18 protein-coding genes and 1 pseudogene are annotated in these 18733 nt (G+C 61.4%); 11 read left to right on the forward strand and 8 right to left on the reverse strand.

Going from position 1 to position 18733, the window contains the following annotated elements; translation table 11 throughout:
* The first annotated feature begins 825 nt into the window (after nucleotides 1–825).
* A complete protein-coding gene (locus Tal182_RS13985; protein WP_085859800.1) occupies nucleotides 826–1824 on the forward strand; it encodes a DUF808 domain-containing protein in 999 nt (332 codons plus the stop codon).
* 43 nt (nucleotides 1825–1867) lie between these two features.
* On the opposite strand, the gene Tal182_RS13990 is transcribed toward Tal182_RS13985, so the two are convergent.
* Nucleotides 1868–2245, reverse strand: coding sequence for a helix-turn-helix domain-containing protein (locus tag Tal182_RS13990; RefSeq protein WP_085859801.1), 378 nt, complete (start codon nucleotides 2243–2245; stop codon nucleotides 1868–1870).
* Nucleotides 2246–2378: 133 nt separating this feature from the next.
* On the opposite strand from Tal182_RS13990, the gene Tal182_RS13995 reads away from it, so the two are divergent.
* Nucleotides 2379–3218, forward strand: a complete 840-nt coding sequence (locus Tal182_RS13995) for an SDR family oxidoreductase (protein ID WP_085859802.1) — start codon at nucleotides 2379–2381, stop codon at nucleotides 3216–3218.
* A gap of 226 nt (nucleotides 3219–3444) precedes the next feature.
* Here Tal182_RS13995 and Tal182_RS14000 read toward each other — a convergent pair whose 3' ends face one another.
* Nucleotides 3445–3912, reverse strand: coding sequence for an Lrp/AsnC family transcriptional regulator (locus tag Tal182_RS14000; protein WP_085860935.1), 468 nt, complete (start codon nucleotides 3910–3912; stop codon nucleotides 3445–3447).
* A gap of 125 nt (nucleotides 3913–4037) precedes the next feature.
* Here Tal182_RS14000 and Tal182_RS14005 point away from each other — a divergent pair, with 125 nt between their 5' ends.
* The 4 genes from Tal182_RS14005 to Tal182_RS14015 all read left to right on the forward strand — a co-directional run bounded on the left by Tal182_RS14005 (nucleotide 4038) and on the right by Tal182_RS14015 (nucleotide 7462).
* On the forward strand, nucleotides 4038–5252 hold the full coding sequence (locus tag Tal182_RS14005) for an argininosuccinate synthase (RefSeq protein WP_085859803.1): 1215 nt from the start codon (nucleotides 4038–4040) through the stop codon (nucleotides 5250–5252).
* 294 nt (nucleotides 5253–5546) lie between these two features.
* Nucleotides 5547–5720, forward strand: a complete 174-nt coding sequence (locus Tal182_RS32255) for a hypothetical protein (protein ID WP_164517789.1) — start codon at nucleotides 5547–5549, stop codon at nucleotides 5718–5720.
* Between the two features lie 320 nt (nucleotides 5721–6040).
* The gene (locus Tal182_RS14010) at nucleotides 6041–6817 is read left to right on the forward strand and encodes a phosphodiester glycosidase family protein (RefSeq protein WP_085860936.1); all 777 of its coding nucleotides are present in this window, start codon (nucleotides 6041–6043) and stop codon (nucleotides 6815–6817) included.
* A 243-nt stretch (nucleotides 6818–7060) separates the two neighbouring features.
* Nucleotides 7061–7462 carry a GFA family protein gene (locus Tal182_RS14015; protein ID WP_085859804.1) on the forward strand — a complete coding sequence of 134 codons (402 nt, stop codon included), beginning with the start codon at nucleotides 7061–7063 and terminating at the stop codon, nucleotides 7460–7462.
* A gap of 39 nt (nucleotides 7463–7501) precedes the next feature.
* Here Tal182_RS14015 and Tal182_RS14020 read toward each other — a convergent pair whose 3' ends face one another.
* Nucleotides 7502–7975, reverse strand: coding sequence for a VOC family protein (locus Tal182_RS14020; protein ID WP_085859805.1), 474 nt, complete (start codon nucleotides 7973–7975; stop codon nucleotides 7502–7504).
* A gap of 199 nt (nucleotides 7976–8174) precedes the next feature.
* On the opposite strand from Tal182_RS14020, the gene Tal182_RS14025 reads away from it, so the two are divergent.
* Both Tal182_RS14025 and dapB read left to right on the forward strand, forming a co-directional pair.
* Nucleotides 8175–8390 (forward strand): hypothetical protein, encoded by a 216-nt coding sequence (locus tag Tal182_RS14025; RefSeq protein WP_011425842.1) that lies wholly within the window; start codon nucleotides 8175–8177, stop codon nucleotides 8388–8390.
* 144 nt (nucleotides 8391–8534) lie between these two features.
* Complete coding sequence (dapB, locus tag Tal182_RS14030) at nucleotides 8535–9326, forward strand: 4-hydroxy-tetrahydrodipicolinate reductase (protein ID WP_085859806.1); 792 nt, start codon at nucleotides 8535–8537, stop codon at nucleotides 9324–9326.
* Between the two features lie 33 nt (nucleotides 9327–9359).
* Here the strand turns inward: dapB and Tal182_RS14035 are convergent.
* From Tal182_RS14035 to Tal182_RS14050, 3 genes and pseudogenes are all read right to left on the reverse strand, one after another.
* Nucleotides 9360–10255: pseudogene (locus Tal182_RS14035) on the reverse strand (ornithine cyclodeaminase family protein).
* Between the two features lie 84 nt (nucleotides 10256–10339).
* Entirely contained in the window at nucleotides 10340–10846 is a 507-nt protein-coding gene (locus tag Tal182_RS14040; RefSeq protein ID WP_085859807.1) for a GNAT family N-acetyltransferase, read from the reverse strand.
* Between the two features lie 975 nt (nucleotides 10847–11821).
* The gene (locus tag Tal182_RS14050; RefSeq protein ID WP_085860937.1) at nucleotides 11822–12643 is read right to left on the reverse strand and encodes an AraC family transcriptional regulator; all 822 of its coding nucleotides are present in this window, start codon (nucleotides 12641–12643) and stop codon (nucleotides 11822–11824) included.
* A 94-nt stretch (nucleotides 12644–12737) separates the two neighbouring features.
* Between Tal182_RS14050 and Tal182_RS14055 the strand changes: the two genes are divergently transcribed.
* The 3 genes from Tal182_RS14055 (at nucleotide 12738) to Tal182_RS14065 (ending at nucleotide 16003) form a co-directional block, all read left to right on the forward strand.
* Entirely contained in the window at nucleotides 12738–13661 is a 924-nt protein-coding gene (locus Tal182_RS14055; RefSeq protein ID WP_085860938.1) for a phytanoyl-CoA dioxygenase family protein, read from the forward strand.
* Nucleotides 13662–13829: 168 nt separating this feature from the next.
* A complete protein-coding gene (locus Tal182_RS14060) occupies nucleotides 13830–15233 on the forward strand; it encodes a pyridoxal-dependent decarboxylase (protein ID WP_085859809.1) in 1404 nt (467 codons plus the stop codon).
* Between the two features lie 281 nt (nucleotides 15234–15514).
* Entirely contained in the window at nucleotides 15515–16003 is a 489-nt protein-coding gene (locus Tal182_RS14065) for a hypothetical protein (protein WP_164517790.1), read from the forward strand.
* A 109-nt stretch (nucleotides 16004–16112) separates the two neighbouring features.
* Here Tal182_RS14065 and Tal182_RS14070 read toward each other — a convergent pair whose 3' ends face one another.
* Nucleotides 16113–16535: a TIGR02594 family protein gene (locus Tal182_RS14070; protein ID WP_064803389.1), complete on the reverse strand. Its 423-nt coding sequence runs from the start codon at nucleotides 16533–16535 to the stop codon at nucleotides 16113–16115.
* 418 nt (nucleotides 16536–16953) lie between these two features.
* Entirely contained in the window at nucleotides 16954–18531 is a 1578-nt protein-coding gene (locus tag Tal182_RS14075; RefSeq protein WP_085859810.1) for a Na+/H+ antiporter, read from the reverse strand.
* Nucleotides 18532–18733 lie beyond the last annotated feature (202 nt).

Here is an 18733-nt window from a genome sequence, read left to right on the forward strand (position 1 = left end):
GCCTCGCAAAGTTCGGCCGGGCCCTGCGACCGGGGATCGCCGCAATTATAGCAGACGCTCGTCCGTGCGGATCAATCGGAGCCTGGCCGAGCAGAAGTCTTACGGATTAGCCCGGAAAGGCGACGCTGGGGTTTTCAGAAGCTTTTCCCGCTCGACATCGCTTATCTCGGCATTCGCTATCTGCGACATCCGGACTGTGTCAGCGGACCATGACGCTCAGCAGTCTTGTTCTCGACCTGTCGTCAATTAAGCGTGTCCCTGCTTCGGCTGCTTTCGTGAAGAAATCCGTGTACTTGGCCGGTCGCTCATAGCAGTGCTCCGCAATGCGATTAGAAAATGCGAGGGATTATTCGTATTTTTGACGCAGCGCAAGAACCTCATCATTCCAAGGAGCCCTCCAATGACGACACTGACCACCGCGCCGCTCGCGCCTCTCCTCCTCCGCCTGTTCGCCTGAGCGGGCGCTCCGCAGCGAAGTCTGCACTTCTCTTGCGCTCAGGCACTCACTCCTACCGTCGTTCGCCCTCAACTGTGGGAACGACGCCGTGCGGTTGCCTCTCTTCTCCCCAGCGGCGAGAAGATGCCGGCAGGCAGATGAGGGGGCCACACGGCGCATCCTTCACTGCCTTGGCCACCGACGCCGATGTCCGCTTCCAGGGTTGCCGGGCTGCCCGCCACGACGACCACATCCATATTCAGATCGAGTGAGCGCATTCGAGCGCCAGCCCGGATCGGGCGCCGCAACCATCCGTGGCAGCGCCTCTTTCCAGCTGCCGGCCGATTGACTATTTTCGCTGTCCATATCCCTGAATGAGAGGTTTGCTTGTGAGTGTCGGCCTGATTGCCCTACTTGATGATGTCGCAGCGCTTGCAAAGGCGGCCGCTGCTTCCCTGGACGATGTCGTCGCTCAGGCGGGCAGAGCCGGCGCCAAAGCCGCCGGCGTCGTGATCGACGACGCTGCCGTCACGCCGCGTTATGTGACCGGCCTGTCGGCGGCGCGCGAACTGCCGATCATCGGGAAGATCGCCGTCGGCTCCCTCAAGAACAAACTTCTGTTCCTCCTGCCGGCAGCACTCGCCCTCAGCCTTCTCCTGCCGCAGGCAGTGACGCCGCTGCTGATGCTCGGTGGGCTCTACCTTTGCTACGAAGGCGCCGAAAAGGTCTACGAGCTGGTCGTGCCGCATGCCGCCCATGCCCACGAGGCGGAGCTCGAGACGATCAGCATCGATCCCAAAACCTTTGAGGACGAAAAGGTCGCAAGCGCCGTCAGGACCGACTTCATTCTGTCGGCCGAGATCATGGCGATCACGCTGGGCTCCCTGTCCGAGTCGGGGCTGGCGATGCAGGCGCTGGTTCTCGCCCTGGTCGGCACGATGATCACCGCCGCCGTTTACGGCGTCGTCGCGTTGATCGTGAAGGCGGACGACTTCGGCCTCTGGCTTGCCCAGCGCTCTTCCCGCTCGCGGACAGGGGCCTTCCCGCGCATGCTCGGACGCGGCCTTGTGCAGGGCATGCCCTATCTTCTCCAGGTGCTGGGTCTGATCGGGACGGCGGCGATGATCTGGGTCGGCGGCGGCATCATTGTGCACGGCGCCGAAAGCTTTGGCTTTGCCTGGCTGAGCCATCTGCTCCACGATGCCGGAGAAGGCGCCGCGCATGCAATGCCGGCCGTCGGCGGCGTGGTTTCCTGGCTGGTCCAAGCTGCTGGCTCAGGTCTCGTCGGCATCCTCCTCGGGCTTGCGGCCATCCCGGCCGTCGGCTACGCCGTTGCGCCCGCATGGCGGTGGTGCGCAGCACGCCTGCGCAGGATGAGGACTGCGTAAGCGCGGGACAGCAGATGTTGCTTACGTCGAAGCGCCGGCATCATCAACCGGCGTCCCTTTCATCATACGCACGCTGCGCCGCAAAAATTGCGTCCATGTTCTGCTCTGCCCAATGGCTGAGTGCCGAAACCGTATCCGTCAGCGTGCGCCCGAGCGGCGTCAGCGCATATTCGACGGTTACCGGCACGGTCGGAAAGATCGTGCGCGAGATCAGGCCATTGCGCTCGAGCCTTCTCAGTGTCAGCGACAGAACCTTCTGCGATATGCCCTTGATATCGCGCCGGATGTGATTGAAACGCACCGGCCCGCCTTGCAGCCGGTCGAGGATCAGCAGCGCCCATTTGTCCGCCAGGCAGTCCAGCACCAGCCGCGTCGGGCAGCGATCCTCATAAACATTGTAGCTCTGCTCTGTCGTCGTCATTCCATCCTCCCCTTCCCGCCCCGGGTTTCCCGCAGGAAACCAGGTGAGAAAAAAGTGCTCTCTTTTCCGATCCCGTTTTCTCTGTATGTATCCTATGGAAAGATAGTTTCCAACAGAAACCACGGAGAGTGATATGAGCAGCAAAATTCTGGTTCTCGGCGCGACGGGCACCGTCGGCCGACATGTGGTCGATCGGCTTTTGGCGAAGGGCGAAGCCGTCAAGGCCGCCTCTCGCGCCGGCAAGCCGGTAGCCGCCGCCGAGGGCGTCGCCTTCGACTATGCCAGGCCTGGAACTTTCGGCCCGGCCCTCGAGGGCGTCGACCGTGCCTATGTGTTGCTCGCCTCCGGCTATGTCGACTCCAAGGGCCTGCTGCTGCCGGTGATCGAAGCGGCCGCAGCCCGGAAGGTGAAGGTCGTGCTCCAAAGTGTCATCGGCGTCGATGCCGACGACTCCATTCCCTATCGCCAGGTCGAGATTGCGCTGGAAAAATCCGGCACGCCCTATGTCATCCTTCGCCCGAACTGGTTTTCCGACAACTTCCACACCTTCTGGAAACCAGGCATCGACCACGGCCAGATTGCGCTTCCCGCCGCCGAAGGCAAATCGAGCTTCATCGACGCCCGAGACATCGCGGCAAGCGGCGTGGCGGTGCTCACCTCCTCGTCTTTCGACGGCAAGGCCTTCAACCTGACCGGCCCGGAAGCGCTCTCCTATGCCGAAGCCGCCGCCATCCTCTCCGAAGCGATCGGCAAGCCCGTCACCTATAACGCCGTCTCCGACGAGTCCTTTATCGAAATGCTGACGGGGGCCGGCGTGCCGGCCGGCTATGCGAGCTTTCTCGCTTCAATCTTCTATCCCGTCCGCCAGAACTGGACAGCCATCGTGACCGGCGACGTCGAGACGCTGACCGGCAAGGCCCCGCGCTCGCTGAAGACCTACGCCGCTGATTACGCCGCGGCGCTGAAGGCGTAATCGCCACCCTGTCGTCGTCATGCTCGGCCTTGTGCCGAGCATCTGCAACCGGTGCAGCAGATCCTCCACGCAGGCCGAGGATAGCATCGAGAGTGGCGCTGCGGCACTTCTTCTATCGGGATGGAAAGCGGCAGCCGCAGCTCCGATCATGTCATCGCCGGACGAGGGCGGCCACCCCACCTCAGCAACTCAGGTGCTCGACATCAGCCGCCAGCGACAGCGACACTTATCGCAACGGCAGCTCGAAGCTCCGTTTCAGCGTTTCCATCGGCACATCGGTCTTGACGTTGAGGACGCTCGGAATGCGCGTCAGGTGGTCGGCCTGAAAACGCCAGTAGCTGTGCAGATCGGCAGTGACGATCCGAAGCACGGCATCGCACTCCCCCGCCGTCAGGTAGCATTCCATCACCTCCGGAAACCGCCTCACGGCTTCGGCAAACCGCAGCGTGACCTCGGCATCCTGGGTCTTGAACCACACACGGGCAAAAACCGTCAGCCCCGCCCCGACCTTTGCGGGATCCAGCACAGCGACATAGCGATCGATGATCCCTGCCTCTTCCAGCAACCGAACACGGCGCAGGCAGGGCGAGGGCGAAAGCCCCACCTCCCGTGCCAGCTCGACATTCGAAATGCGCCCGTCGCGCTGAAGGACGCGGAGAATATGGCGGTCGATCGCGTCCAGATGAACTGGCATTTTATATCCCATCAGATGCGCCACTGCGCCACAATATGCCAATCTTTCACAGTTTCCGGAATGTTTCGCAAGCTCATTGCGCACAACTTGGCCTATCGTTCCACCCAATCGATATGGAGAAGCTGATGGCAAGAAAAATAGAAAAAATCGTGCTCGCTTATTCGGGCGGGCTGGATACCTCAATCATCCTCAAATGGTTGCAGGAGGCTTACGAATGCGAGGTCGTGACCTTCACCGCCGATCTCGGTCAGGGCGAAGAACTCGAGCCGGCGCGGGCGAAGGCGGCAATGTTCGGGGTCAAGGATGTCCGCATCGTTGATCTACGTGAGGAATTCGTCCGCGACTTTCTCTTTCCGATGCTGCGGGCTAACACACTCTACGAGGGTCAGTATCTCCTCGGCAGCTCCATCGCCCGGCCGCTGATTGCCAAGCATCTGGTCGCCATAGCCAAGGAGATCGGCGCGGACGCCGTTGCCCACGGCGCGACAGGCAAGGGCAATGATCAGGTCCGCTTCGAACTGGCCGTCAATGCGCTCGATCCGTCAATCAAGATCATTGCTCCGTGGCGTCAATGGAACATCCGCTCCCGCACGCAGCTGCTGGAATATGCCGAGAAGCATCGGATCCCTGTCCCGAGCGACAAGCGTGGCGAGGCACCGTTCTCGATCGACGCCAACCTGCTGCACACTTCGACGGAAGGCAAAATTCTTGAAAATCCAGCGGAGGTCGCACCCGATCATATCTATCGGCGCACGATCGATCCTGTCGACGCTCCCGATGCCCCTGAGATCGTCACCGTCGGCTTCGAGAGCGGGGACCCTGTTGCCGTCAACGGCAAGGCAATGACACCGGCAGCCTTGCTGACTGAACTCAATGAATTGGGCGGCCGGCATGGCATCGGGCGGCTCGATCTGGTTGAAAACCGATTTATCGGCATGAAGTCGAGGGGCCTATACGAGACACCGGGAGGAGCGATCCTGCTTGCCGCGCATCGCGGAATTGAATCGATCACGCTCGATCGCGCCGCCGCGCACCTGAAGGACGAGATCATGCCACGCTACGCCGAGATGATCTACAACGGCTTCTGGTTCGCGCCCGAGCGGGAGATGCTGCAGGCCCTGATCGACCGAAGCCAGGTCTTCGTGAGCGGCGAAGTGGCGATGAGGCTCTATAAGGGAAGCGCCTCGGTCATCTCTCGCACGTCGCCCTCCTCACTCTATTCCTCAGACCTCGTCAGCTTCGAGGAAAGCTCCATCGCCTATGATCATCATGATGCCGAAGGCTTCATCAGGCTCAATGGATTGCGGCTCAAAAGTTGGGCGGTCCGCAATATACGGTGAGCGGCTGATCTTAACTCAGCAGCGCCATCTCTCAGCATCTGCCAATGCCTTCATCGAGGGCATTGCTCCCAACGCTTCAAGTGCTTGTTGGAGCGCACTATGCGGATCTCGCTCGCGGCCGAACCACTGCCCAATCCATGGGAAAAACCGAGGAAGCTAATTTCAAACGATTTTAAAAAGCTACGAAAAAGCTAATCGATTTTAATTTTATCATTCAAATTTTCTTGTTGCGGCGCGAGAGAATTTAACCATTAATTTCCGCAGGTGCTCAGTATGTTCGTTGGAGGAACCCGCATGACTGTGACATTTCCGCTGACCGAGAAGCGCGACGCCGAGGCGTTGCTGAAGCACTTGACGATGCACAAACTTAGCTGTCCGGGAAACTGCGTCGTATCGCTCAAGGTACATGTCGCCCACGTCTCATCCTCTCATACAACGGCACTCGGCACCGCCCGTACCGCCTGGTAGGGTTGAATGTTCCCAGCTTTGCCGGGGTGTCTGGGTTCTGATGGCGGCGGCGTTTGCCGCTGAGGCTCCTTCCCCCTCATCTGCCTGATCCAACTCTTCTGCCAGCGGAGGAAGCGGAGCCAGATGCTATCATTTCCTTCCTGTAGAAGAAGGAGGCAGGCGTCGACGTCTCACGAAAAATCTTGGAATACCAATCGCGGCTGACAGTCATTGCTGTGCCGGTAAAAATTCCTATTCTTGGCGCCGCCGATGGCGATGAAAAACCGGCGCTGCGGCCGCACGATAGGAAATTAGATCTCGTCATGACTATTCTGACACCACTGACCTATCTCAAACAAGGCGTGCTCGCTGCGGCCATGATGCTGGCGGCAATGATGACATTCCTGCCTCAGGCGCATGCAGAGCCATGCGAACAGGAAACTTTCGAACAGGCGACATACGTCGTTTGCACGCTGGAAGCAGGAAAAGCCGATCTGCGCCTGTTCTGGAAAGATGCCGATGGCGAACCATACCGCGCTTTTTCAAACCTCGCCGAAGCCCTTCGCTCCGAGGGGAAAACGCTGGCCTTTGCCGTCAACGCCGGAATGTACCGGGCCGACTTTTCGCCAATGGGACTGTATGTCGAGAACGGCGGGGAATTGAAACCTCTCAACACGGCAGGGGCCGGAGGCTCTGCCGGTCAGGTTCCGAATTTTTATAAGAGGCCGAACGGCGTGTTCTTTCTTGATGAAGCAGGCGCCGGCATACTTCCGACCGACGAATTTCTGAAGCGCGCCCCTAAGGTGCGGTTCGCCACGCAGTCCGGCCCAATGCTCGTCGTCGCTGGAAAGCTGAACCCGATCTTCATCTTCGGCTCGACAGACCGAACCCGCCGAAGCGGTGTCGGCATCTGCACAAGCGGCGCAGTTCGCTTCGCGATCAGCGAAGACAGCGTCAATTTCCACGATTTCGCACGACTCTTCCGCGACCGGCTGAAATGTCCCGACGCGTTGTTTCTCGATGGTGGACGCGGGGTCGGACTCTTCTATCCGGCAATGGGCCGCAACGACCGCTCCTGGCACGGCGGCTATGGCCCGATCTTCGGCCTTGTGGAATAGGACGCGAGGCATCCCGCGTTCATCGCGCTCCGCGGTCCCGTCACACGGCCTTTGAAATGAAGAAGCAGGCCACAGGCCCCTTGGACGGCGGCGGCCTGCAGGCAGCATGATGCGGATTTCGAAAGGATTGCATCTGACATCGTCACGGGCCGACCGGATCAATAGGCAAGCGGCAATTGCGGTCACCGCGCGATTAAGGCACGATGCGGTGCTTGAAGGAGAGCAGCAAGTGAACTCACGCTCATGCTGACAGGCTCATGTCATTGCGGCAAGGCGAGCTGGACGCTCCAAGGCGATCCTGGATCGATCACCGCGTGCAACTGTACCCTCTGCCGACGCTACGGCACGCTCTGGGCCTATGATTACGAAGGAGAGCGTATTGCGCTCACCGGCCAGACCGCCTCCTACACCCGCTCCGGCAGCGAGACGTCATCCCTCGAAATTTTGTTCTGCCCATCCTGCGCTTGCGTCTTGAGCTGGCGCGGTCTGCGCCTGCAAAAGGATGGCCGCCGCCGCATGGCGGTCAACATGCGGCTTGCACCTCCGGAACTCGTCGCCGATCTTCCCATCGATCACTTCGACGGGCTGGACACATTCAAAGACCTTCCCTCCGACGGGCGATGCGTACGCGATCTCTGGTTCTGACAGGCTGGCACCTGTCGGCCTCGGGCGGGCAATGGCGCCTCAACCGCGCCGAGCCGCCTCGATCGCCGCGACATCGATCTTTCTCATCGTCATCATCGCGTCAAAAGCACGCTTTGCCTGATCACCACCCGCCGAGAGTGCTTCTGAGAGGACGCGCGGAGTGATCTGCCAGGACAAACCCCATTTGTCCTTGCACCAGCCACACTCGCTTTCCTGGCCGCCATTCCCGACGATGGCGTTCCAGTAGCGATCGGTTTCTTCCTGATCCTCCGTAGCGATCTGAAACGAGAAGGCTTCACTGTGTTTGATTGCAGGGCCGCCGTTCAGACCGATGCAAGGGATACCCGCGACGGTGAATTCAACAACCAGAACGTCTTCCTGTTTACCTTCAGGATAATCTCCCGGCGCACGCGTGACAGCACCCACAGCGCTGTCGGGAAAGGTCGCGGCATAAAAGCGGGCGGCATCCTCAGCGTCTTTGTTGTACCATAGGCAGATCGTGTTCTTTGCCATTGCGCGGTCCTCTTGGTTTGCAATTCCCACTCAAATAAGAGGGAGATCGCCTTTCTCCAGCTCATGTAGGTTATTTCGGCAAAGGCTCTTCGGTTTGATCCACGCACACCCGGCACGCTTGCGGTGTTCGCATCGCAAAAAGCGTGTCAGACTGTGCAATCTGCGCATCGTCTGCGCGCCGATTGAAAGGGCCGAAGCCATGCACAAGTTCACCGTTACCCTCACCCGCGAAATCGAGGCGGATACAGCCGAGGAGGCAGCCTTGCTCCTGTACCAGGAACTTTCGAAGGGACCCGTCCCTGACCGCTACTCGGTCACCGACGAGACGAAGGTGACCACGGAGATAAACCTCGACCGGAACAAGGCTGATGAATTCGCCAGCATCGATCACACCGCCGATCCCGGCAACTGGTAAGGCCAGGCGTTCACAGGCACGGTCGCAACAAATCCCCTGCTTTACGCCGGGAGCGCAAGTGCGGTAGGTGCAGAATGCCGTTCCGGCGCGAACCCCGGATGCAAGCGGCCGCTCTACCGGAAATATGCCAGCCAAGGAAAACACGTGACCTCACCTGTCAAAATAGCCGTCGCCGGCGCGAACGGCCGCATGGGTCGCACCATACTGCCGCTGCTCGCGGCCGATCCGGCTTTTGCGGTCATCGGCGGCATCGGCCGTCCCGGCTCCGCCGGTGACGGGCTGATCGACCGTGGGGCAGCAATCGCAGCCGCCGACGTGATCCTGGATTTCACGACGGGAAATGCCGCTGCCGAACTCGCCGGCCTCTGCGCCTCTGCAGGCGGGCCGGCCCTGGTGATCGGAGCGACCGGTTTCGAGCCGGATGAGATCCAAAGGATCGCCGCCGCCGCCCGAACGATTCCGATCCTGCGCTCCGGCAACTTCTCCATTGGCGTCAACATCCTGGTCGGCCTCGTCGCCCAGGCGGCGCGCGCTCTTCCCGCGCATGGCTGGGATATCGAAATCCTCGAAGCCCACCACAACAGAAAGATCGATGCCCCGTCCGGTACGGCGCTGATGCTCGGCGAAGCGGCCGCCGAGGGGCGCGGCGTTTCCCTGGCATCTGTCGAGCGGCGCGGGCGTGACGGCGTCACCGGCGAGCGGCCGACCGGCGAGATCGGCTTCGCCGTCCTGCGCGCCGGCGGGCTCGTCGGAGAACACAGCGTCCTGTTCGCCGCCGCCGACGAAGTCGTGACGCTGTCGCATTCGGCTCTCGATCGCGGCATGTTCGCCCGCGGCGCGCTTGCCGCCGCCCGCTGGATCGCAGGGCGCGCACCCGGCGAATACAGCATGCGGGATGTGCTGGGCCTGACGGCTGAAAGCGCGAATAGAGAATGAACGGAGGCTTGAACCACCTCCTTGAATCAAGGTCTACACCGACGCATCCAGCCTATCGAGGATCGCCGCCGCGACGGCAACTTCGGTTCCGGCGAGGCCCACGGAACAGAACAGTGTTATCTCTTCGGGCGATCCTCGCCCCGCCGCTTTCCCGGCAATGATCTCGGCGAGGTCAACCAGACGGCCATCGCTGCCGGAGCCCGCCAAGAAAAAGGGCGATGGGTATGCGCGCGCCTGTTCGAGAGAATCCGTCGCGATCACGGCCGCGGCGTCGGCGACATCCAGGCCGAGTTCGTACCCGTGAAGCGTTTTCGGGCCGACAGTGTTGACGTGCGCGCCGGCCTTTAAATCGCCGGCGTGGAGGACGGGCGTTTGGCTTGTCGTTGCGCAGATGACGATGTCGGCGTCTTCAACGGCTTTCGAGACGCTGTCGACGGGCTCAACCTCGAGCCCCAGTGCGAGTTGCATCTCGCTTGCAAAGGCAACACGATTTTTCTCGTCACGGCTGTAAACGCGGGCGCGATTCGCGCCTGCGCGCCGCTGCCGACGATGCCGACGATCTTGGCGTCTGGCGCACCGAGATGCCGGATCGCGAGACCTCCGATCGCACCGGTCCTGAGGCTCCCGAGGCGCGATCCGAGAACGATGCCTTTGAGCTTGGCGTCGTCGGCCGACCATACGGCGACGATCTGCGCATGCTCGGGCCCATCGAATGTGTCGTAGACGCGAAAGCCCGCAAGCGGTTTCTCGCCCAGGATACCGCCAACGGTAAAAACGAGATCGCCTCGGTCAGCAAACGACACATGATGCCTCGGCGGCGAGATCAACCGGTTGGCGGCCCTGGCATGGAAGGCGGTCTCCAGCGCATCGATCGCGACCGCCATCAACCCGCTATCATCAAGATGCTTGTCCATCAGGATTTTCATCACGGCAACCTCCGATTCAGGCGGCATCCTGCAACCCCAATCCCGCTTGAGGTCAAGAGGCCGGATGGCCCGCCGCGCCGCGACGGCCTAACCCACCAGCCGCCGCGCCATCATGACATCGTCGATCTCCCGGCCATCCTCCAGCACGCCGCCGGGGATACGGCCGATCTCGGCAAAACCTTGCCGCTGGTAGAACCGTATCGCCGCCGAATTTTCGGCGCTGACGAAGAGTTCCAATTGACGGATGCCGATATGGCGCGCGTGATCGGAAATCGCCTCCAGCAGTTCGACGGCAAGGCCGGTTCCGCGCAGCTTGGCTCTGATATAGACCATGACGACCGTGGCCCGGTGGGCCATCTTGCTCGATCGCTGCCGAAACAGGCCCATGATGCCGACGGGTTCGCCCTTCTGAAAGGCGATGAAAACCGGCTCGTTCAGCCGATCGCGCCACTCCTGCAGAGACAGAATTTCCCAGTCTTCGTAGCGGCTTGCAAAGGAGGACGGCTCGGCACGAAGCGCTTCCAGACGGATATGCCGGAAAGCCTCCACCTCGTCTGCGCCTATGAGCTTGATCGTCACGCCGTCTGCATCCATCTCCACCTCCCGGACTATCGGAGATATGTCATCGCAGCCGGCTGCAGTGGATGCAACCCGGAAGCGCGAGTTCGATTGCCGCCTGGCCCTACCGCGGCCCCGCCAAGACTCAAGAGAGCCTCATTATGAGGTGCGATCCGCAGGATCGCCTCGAAGGACGAGGCGGGTCTGTCGGCGGGTGATGAATGCAAGAAGCGGCGTTGGGCCGCGTGCTTCGAGGCTCCGCCCTCCGGGTGCTGTGCGCCTCAGCATGAGGGAGGTTGGAGGATGCCGCTCCCTTGGAGTGGCAGGCGTTGGAGGATATCGCGCCCGACAAGTGGGAGGCCTGGGCGCGAACACTGCTCCAAACTCCCTCAGCCCTGAAGACATAGGAATTGGTGAGGGAGCAGAAGTAGTACCCGCAGCCGCCTCAAAGGAAGAGGCGCGCGGTACGCTGTTAAACAAAGGGCAGTGCCAACTCCACCTACTGCGCCGGCGTTCCCACCCGGCCGCCTTTGCGCACGCCTGATTGATCGGGCTGCGCCTCCGGCTGATTGCCAAGCCGCAGATCCCATTGGCTGGGAGGACGCATAGCGGGCTGATCTGTCCTCGGTTCGCGGGTCGACCGCACAATCAGATCATCCGGTTCGAAGGCCGTCTGATCGCCAGGCCTCTCCATCTGAACCGGTGCAATCTGATAGAAGACGACGAGAAGAATTATCCCGACTACCGAGCACACGAGCGCATAGAGAATGAAATATTTCAGTGCATATCCCTCGCTGATCGACAGAGCTGCCTTGATAGCAGCGCGAATGATATTGCCGACATTATTGATAGATACTTCAAAAGAAGGCAATAGATTTTAGACGATCTTTGAACATTTTCGAGAGCAGGCTGCATAAAATCAACATCTACTGGAGAAAATCGCTTAATTCCTCCCGCAGTGCTTGATTTATTCAATATCGCGACAAAGACGGCGAGCGATAAACCAACAGCTCAACCTCGCTTATATCGCATCCGGAATTCACGGGGGCTGCAGCCCTCGCGCTCACGAAAGACGCGAGAAAAATAGAACGGGTCTTCGATGCCGACCATGGCTGCGACGGTTTCGATCTTCTCGTCTGACGTGGCGAGCAGCTGCTTGGCATGGTCTATACGCGCCCGAAGCTGGAAGTCCTTGGGCGGCATGCCCGTTTCAGCGATGAATTTCCGCCGCAGCGTCGCCGGCGATATGCCGTGCTCCGCGGCAAACGAGGCAAGGTCGAGCGGCTGCAGCGCCCTGCCCCGCAGCGACTCGACGAGATCGCCGGTCGCGTCCTCGCCTTCGCGACCTGCAGCAGCGCTCGCCTGCCGCGCGGTGGCGATGACAATGCCATGGAGCGCCAATGCCGCCGAGGCCTGCCCGAGATGGCTGTCGTCGACGAGATCGGCATGCAGCCGCGCGAAGAGCCGCACCACCTCCTCGATCTGGCGTAACCTCACGAGTGGATGGCGCTCGCCAATCAGCCGCATCCGCAGGAAATCCCGTGTGAACGAGCCTTCGAACAGCGCCCAGCGCTCGTCCCATCCGGTGTCGTCGGGCCCATAGGAATGGAGACGGTTCGGAAACAGCCAGAAGAGCGCCGGCCCTTCCACGCGCTGGCGCCCGCCGACGGTTGTTTCGAGAAAGCCCTGCCCGCGCTCCACCAGCACGGCCGCAAAACTCGGCAGCTTCCTGTCCTTCACCGCATGGCGCGCATGCTGCCTGCCGCTGCCGATCACGGCAAGCCCGCCTGCCGCAGCGAGGGGAGATCGATAGATGGCGTCAGCTTCTCTCATGAGCGAAAAATCCAGCTGCAACTTTCCTCCATGGCGATTGGCTCACGTAACAAGCAAGCTGGAGGCAGGAAAAGTCAAAGCAGGAATGAATGAAATGTCAATTGCTGTGAATGCCGCCGGGATGGGAGTGACGCAAACGCCCCTCGCCGCCCATGGCAAAACAATCCCCGCTGAAAGGCTCGGCCCGCTCGCGCCGACCGATCCCGGTATCGGTATCGAGGCCATTCGCCGCCGCTATGAGGAGGATGGTTATGTCTGGCTGAAAGGCCTCCTGCCGCGCGCCGAAGTGATCGACTTCCGCCGTTGGGTCTTCACCCACCTCGCCGAAACCGGCCTGCTGGCGCTCGGCCATGATTTCGCACTCGGCATCGCGGCCGCCGAAGGCTTCGACTGGAATCTCGCCAACCGCCGCCTAATGTCGATCGTCCGCTCCGCCGCCTATGAAGGCTTCTGCGCCCAACCGCGACTCGTCCGCTTCATGGACGTCTTTGTCCAGGGCATCTCCTATCTCCATAAACGCAAGCTGATGCGTTATGTCCAACCCGGCACGGCGGTGGCCACGCCCGCCCATTACGATCTCGTCTATCTTCGCGGCGGCACCAGTCGCCTCGTCACCGCCTGGATCCCGATCGGCGACATCCCGGCCGAAATGGGCGGCCTCGTCTATCTCGAAGGCTCGCATGCGCTCGGCCGCAGGATGGAGGCGGAATTCCAGGCGAACAGCGGCACTCTCTCGCCGGAAGACCGGATCAGCGCCTATAACAATCACATGGCCGAAGGCGGCTGGATCTCCAAGGATCTTCCCGATATGGCCGAGCGCTTCGACGCCCGCTGGCTCGCCGCCGATTACGAGGTCGGCGACGTCGTGCTGCACTCCCCCTACATGATCCACGCCGCCACCAACAACGAGGACCGCGCCGGGCGCCTGCGCCTCTCCACCGACATCCGCTTCCAGAACGTCGCCGACGAAATCGACGCCCGCTGGAACAACCACTGGAGCCTGGGGGATATGCTGTAGGGCTTTGGCTCCGCGCCGCAATGCTTCAGCCGAAGCTATACCCGCCTGGGATCGATTTTTCGCGAACCAAGACAGCGACGGCGATATCGGCTAGACTTGCCGGGCCGGCAAGCTTGCCTGGAGGCGGTCCCCGGTGACCGGCGGGCGCTCGGCGCAGGGGGACCCCGCATGTCGGCAATCGCATCTTTGTTTCAGGAAGCCGCCCGGCTTGCGGCCGGATTTCGCGAGAGCGCGCCGGCCCGCCATGTCCCCCGGCACGACTACGCCGCCTCGCTCGCCACCTTCGATGAGCCGTTGCCGGCGGCCGGCGCCGATATGGCCGATGTCATCAGGCAGCTTGCCGCGGACGCCGAGCCCGGTCTGCATTTCACCACGGGCCCGCGCTTCTTCGGCTGGGTCATCGGCGGCTCTCATCCGGTCGGCGTCGCGGCCGATTTCCTGACCAGCGCCTGGGGCCAGAATGCCGGAAACCACGTCGCCGCCCCGGCCGCGGCTGCCGTCGAAACCATCGCGGCCAGATGGCTTCTTGACATCCTGCAGCTGCCAGCCGAAAGCTCTGTGGGCTTCGTCACGGGAGCCACAGTCGCCAATTTCACCTGCCTTGCCGCCGCCCGCGGCGAGGTGCTGCGCAAGGCAGGCTGGGATGCGGATGCCAAAGGCCTGTTCGGCGCGCCCGAGATCACCGTGCTGATCGGCGACGACGCCCACACGACGGTCTTCTCCGCACTGCAATTCCTCGGCCTCGGTCATGACCGCGTGCTGCGCCTTCCGACCGATCCAATGGGCCGGATCGATCCGGCCGCACTCGGCGACGCGCTTGCCCCGGTCAGCGGCCCCTGCATCGCCATCCTCCAGGCCGGGCAGATCAATACCGGCGGCTTCGACGATTTCATCCGCTTGATCCCGGCCCTTCGGGAAAAAGGCGCCTGGGTGCATGTCGACGGCGCCTTCGGCCTCTGGGCACAGGCATCAAAGAAATTCAGCCACCTCAGCCGCGGTGTCGCGGCGGCCGACAGCTGGGCGACGGATGGTCATAAATGGCTGCAAACGCCCTATGACTGCGGCTATGCAATCGTGCGCAACGAGCTTGCCCACCGCCGCGCCATGACGATCGCCGCAAGTTACCTGCCGCTCGCAGCCGAGGGCGAGCGCGATCCTTCCCATTACGTGCCGGAGCTTTCCCGGCGCGCCCGCGGCTTCGCCACCTGGGCAATGCTGAAACATCTCGGCCGCGATGGCATCGCCGCCCTCATCGACCAATGTTGCGCGTCGGCCCGCCTGCTGGGCGAGCATCTCCAGCGCGAACCAGGTATCACTATCTTAAACGAGATCACGCTGAACCAGCTCATCCTCCGCTTCGCCGCCGACCGCCCGGAAGATGAAAGCGACGCGATCACCCGCAAGACCATCGCAAAAATCCGCGACGACGCCACCCTCTTCGCCGGCGGCGCCAAATGGCGCGGCCGCGACGTCCTGCGCCTCTCCGTCACCAATTTCCAGACGACCGCAGACGAAGCCCGGCTGGCCGCTGACAGCATCATCGCTGCCTTCCGGAGTGTCAGCCGCGGCTGACGCCTGCGCTGACTGGCATTGTGTCGGGCCGGCCAATTCATTGTGTATGGCGCGATGCTGCCAGGTGCCCAGCCACCCGCCCCCGCCCCGGTCCTTCGAGGTTCCGGCCTCTGGCCTGAGGGGCCTCGAAGGACGAGGTCGGCCACCGCCGGCGCCGGCGAAGTTCCACACGCGGTAGCGGATCGGCTATTGACTCATCTCCGAGCAAAGGTACCGTCCTCTCTTCTGGATTGCGGATATGAAACCAGCACCCCCTCACTCGCTGTTCTCAACGGTCTCCCATGTCTCGACATCTCCCCGCGATTGCCGCTCTTCTCGCTCTGATCCCGGCCGCCTCCCATGCCAGCGAGGCACGTGGCGAATCCACGCCTCTTCCGGCGAAGGGCTGCGTGGAGGTCAGCGGGACTGCTCTGTCGGCAATAGCCAAAGGCCCGGCTTATGCGGCAGCGGAGATCAAATGCGGTGCAAAGCTGTCGCTGGTGCTTCGGCGCCAGACCGGAATGAACGGAAACCTCCCCGTCTGGACCGTGCTCGACCAGATAACGATCTCAAAACCGTCGCCCCGCCACGAGCTTCTGCAGCCGGCCTATTGCTCGTCCAGCCGGTTTCCCGACGTCGCCATCTTTGCGCTCGGCAGGATGGTGGAGCAACCGGATGGCTCCTATCGATCCGAGAATGTGGTCAAGGCCTGGCGGTTCGACATCAGGCGCGAAAGGCTGGCAGGCATTCCCGTCGACGGCGTGATATGTGCGTTGGACGGGGTTGATTGACCGTCGTCGTCCTCTCTCCGGCGTCATCCTGGGGCGCCCCGTAGGGGCCTCGATCGCCACCATGAGCTATTGGATTTACTGAATCAGCGGAAAGGTGAGATTTCCCGCTTCATCGTCGAACGGCAACGACCGAGCTGGTGCGGTAACGTGACAGCTGGACGCGGTTGGATTGGTTGCCGCCGAAGAGATAAACGTACTGGCGTCGTTGGTCGAAGTGGTCGAACAGGCTGACGTGGAAGCGCCTGCCGCTTCGAATGACAACGACATCTCCCCGCCTTGCCGAGCGGAAGAAGACGGGCTTGCCAAAGCTTTTCCAGGAAACTGCCATATTGGGATTGGGCGGCGGCTGGCGGGACGATCGTTTGGCGACGAAGGCGAGGAAGGCTCCGCACCACGACGTTCTGCGGGGATTGATACCGAGAAACGAAATGGAGCGTTCGTGCATGCGATTATATTTCGAAGCCGTGACGAGCATGTCGGCCTCACACGGCACGGCAAAAACCGTGAGGGCTATGACGAGAATAATTTTCATTGTTTCTCACCATTGTTTGAATAATTTGGAACATCCGAAATGTGGCGAAGAAAAAATCGCGGCCGGAACGTATATTTGAATCATGGCAGCAATTAGAAGCAATTTGACCGCGTATTTTTTCAGAATTTACAGAAACAAAACTTTACGTAGCCTGCAGAATCGCCATGAAAACAGGGAATCTGGCAGCATTCAAACGCTCCATTGGCGAAGCCGGACGATGGAAAGTTCGGTCCTGGAGCAACGAGATACCCGCGCAATGAGGATACTCACGGCGAGCCACCCACCGACACCTCACAAAGAGGCACAGGCAAGGCTATTAGCCGAGAGGCGATTTATATTTCAGGACCGCGTGGAATACTTGGATCTGCGCAAAAACTATTGCAGACCGGCTGCCTTCAATCTGGCCAGGCCGCGAAACTCAGGCTTTGGCTGAAATTGCACTCAGCTCCTCGAGATCGAGATCCCGTTCCAGCTCCTGCAGCGTCTCGTCATCTATATCACCGGCGCGATGGAGCCGAATGAGTTCCCGGCGTCCGGTTGCAACCGCCTCGAGAACGACATCGAAATGAGCATGGAGCACCGGGATATAATGTTCCGTTCTGGCGGCGTAATCCACGATCGCCGTGGCACGGCGCTGGTACCGTTCGAGCAATTGTGGGTGGATAAGATTTCCCTCGAGGTCGTATGCCAGGTTTTGAATGGTTCCAAGCTGCGCCTGCGCCATGGCGGCTTCGGCCTGACTCATTGTGAGACGCGCTCTCTCCGTCTCCGGCTCCACCAGTCGTGCCCAGGCAATAATCCGCCCCAAACTCGTTCCCTGGACGAGCACGGTTCCGACAATGACGGAAAAAGATGTTGCGAGGATGAAGTCGCGGCCGGGGAATTCTTCCGGCAGGCTGAGCGCCAGGGCGAGCGTCACCACACCGCGCACGCCGGCCCAGCTGAGGACGGTGGCGCCGCCGGCGCCCAGCGGCTTGGCGCGTTTGAACCCCAGCGGCGCGCGGATGACGACATCTGAGGCGAAGACCCACGCAAAGCGGGCGATCACGAGCGTCACGAGGATTGCCAGCATCGGCAGTCCCATGGTGGCGATCACTGTGGCGAAACCGCCGCCGCGCTCAACGACATCGCGCAGCGACAGCCCAATCAATGTGAATACAGAAGCTTCCATCAGGAAGATCATCACAGTCCAGAACGACGTGCCTCGCATGCGCGTTGCGGCCGAGAATACAGTGTGCTGGTGCCAGGAGGCGATCAGACCCGTAGTAACGGTGGCGATGACGCCGGAAACGTGCAGCAGTTCGCCGAGCAGATAGGAAATCCAGGCGAGCAGCACGGTGGCGGCGATGATGAGATATTCGTCGCCCAGGCGCCGGACGAATTTCACCCACGCCGTTCCGACAACGACGCCGACGACCGCGCCGCCGAGCGCCAGCACAAGGAAGCTGGCAGCCGCCTCCACCGCGCTAAAACTTCCCGTTGCGGCGGCGGCGACGGCAAAGCGAAAGAGAACCAGCCCGCTCGCATCGTTCAGCAAACTCTCGCCTTCCAGCAGTATCTGCAGCCGTCGCGGCAGCTTGACGCGCTCCAGCACGGCACGAGCCGACACCGCATCAGGCGGTGAAACGATCGCGCCAAGTGCTGCACAGGCGGCCCAGGGAAGTGACGGAAAGAGAAGATGGGTCACGACGGCGACGACGGCACAGGTGAAGAACACCGCTCCGACGGCCAGCGAGGCGATGCCGATCATATGGCGCCGCAGCCGCACGAGAGCAATGGCCCAGGCTCCGTCCATCAAGAGCGGCGGCAAGAAGATAACGAGCACCAGCCCGGGATCGACAGTAATCGCCGGCAGCCCGGGCACGAAGGCCAGCAGAGCGCCGCCGGCCAGCAGCGCCACGGACGGCGGCAATCCCAGCCTGTGGGCAGCGTAGTGCAGCGCGATGATTGCGAGCAACATCGCAATGACCAGCTCGAACAATTGAGTGGGTTCCATCTCGCTTGGCCCCGGCCTGATACTGATTTCGGATGCCTACTACATAATTTTCGGGACCGAAAACGATTCATTCTGACCGTCTTGCGGCAGCCATGCCGGACCGGCCTCCATGCTCGCTTCGTCGCGAAAAGTTTGCACCGGTACAAATTTACTTGCCCTTCTTCAATGCGGCATATGTTTCCGTCTGTAAGCAAGCGACGTG

Source organism: Rhizobium sp. TAL182, from assembly GCF_002117725.1.
GTDB classification, from domain to species: domain Bacteria; phylum Pseudomonadota; class Alphaproteobacteria; order Rhizobiales; family Rhizobiaceae; genus Rhizobium; species Rhizobium esperanzae.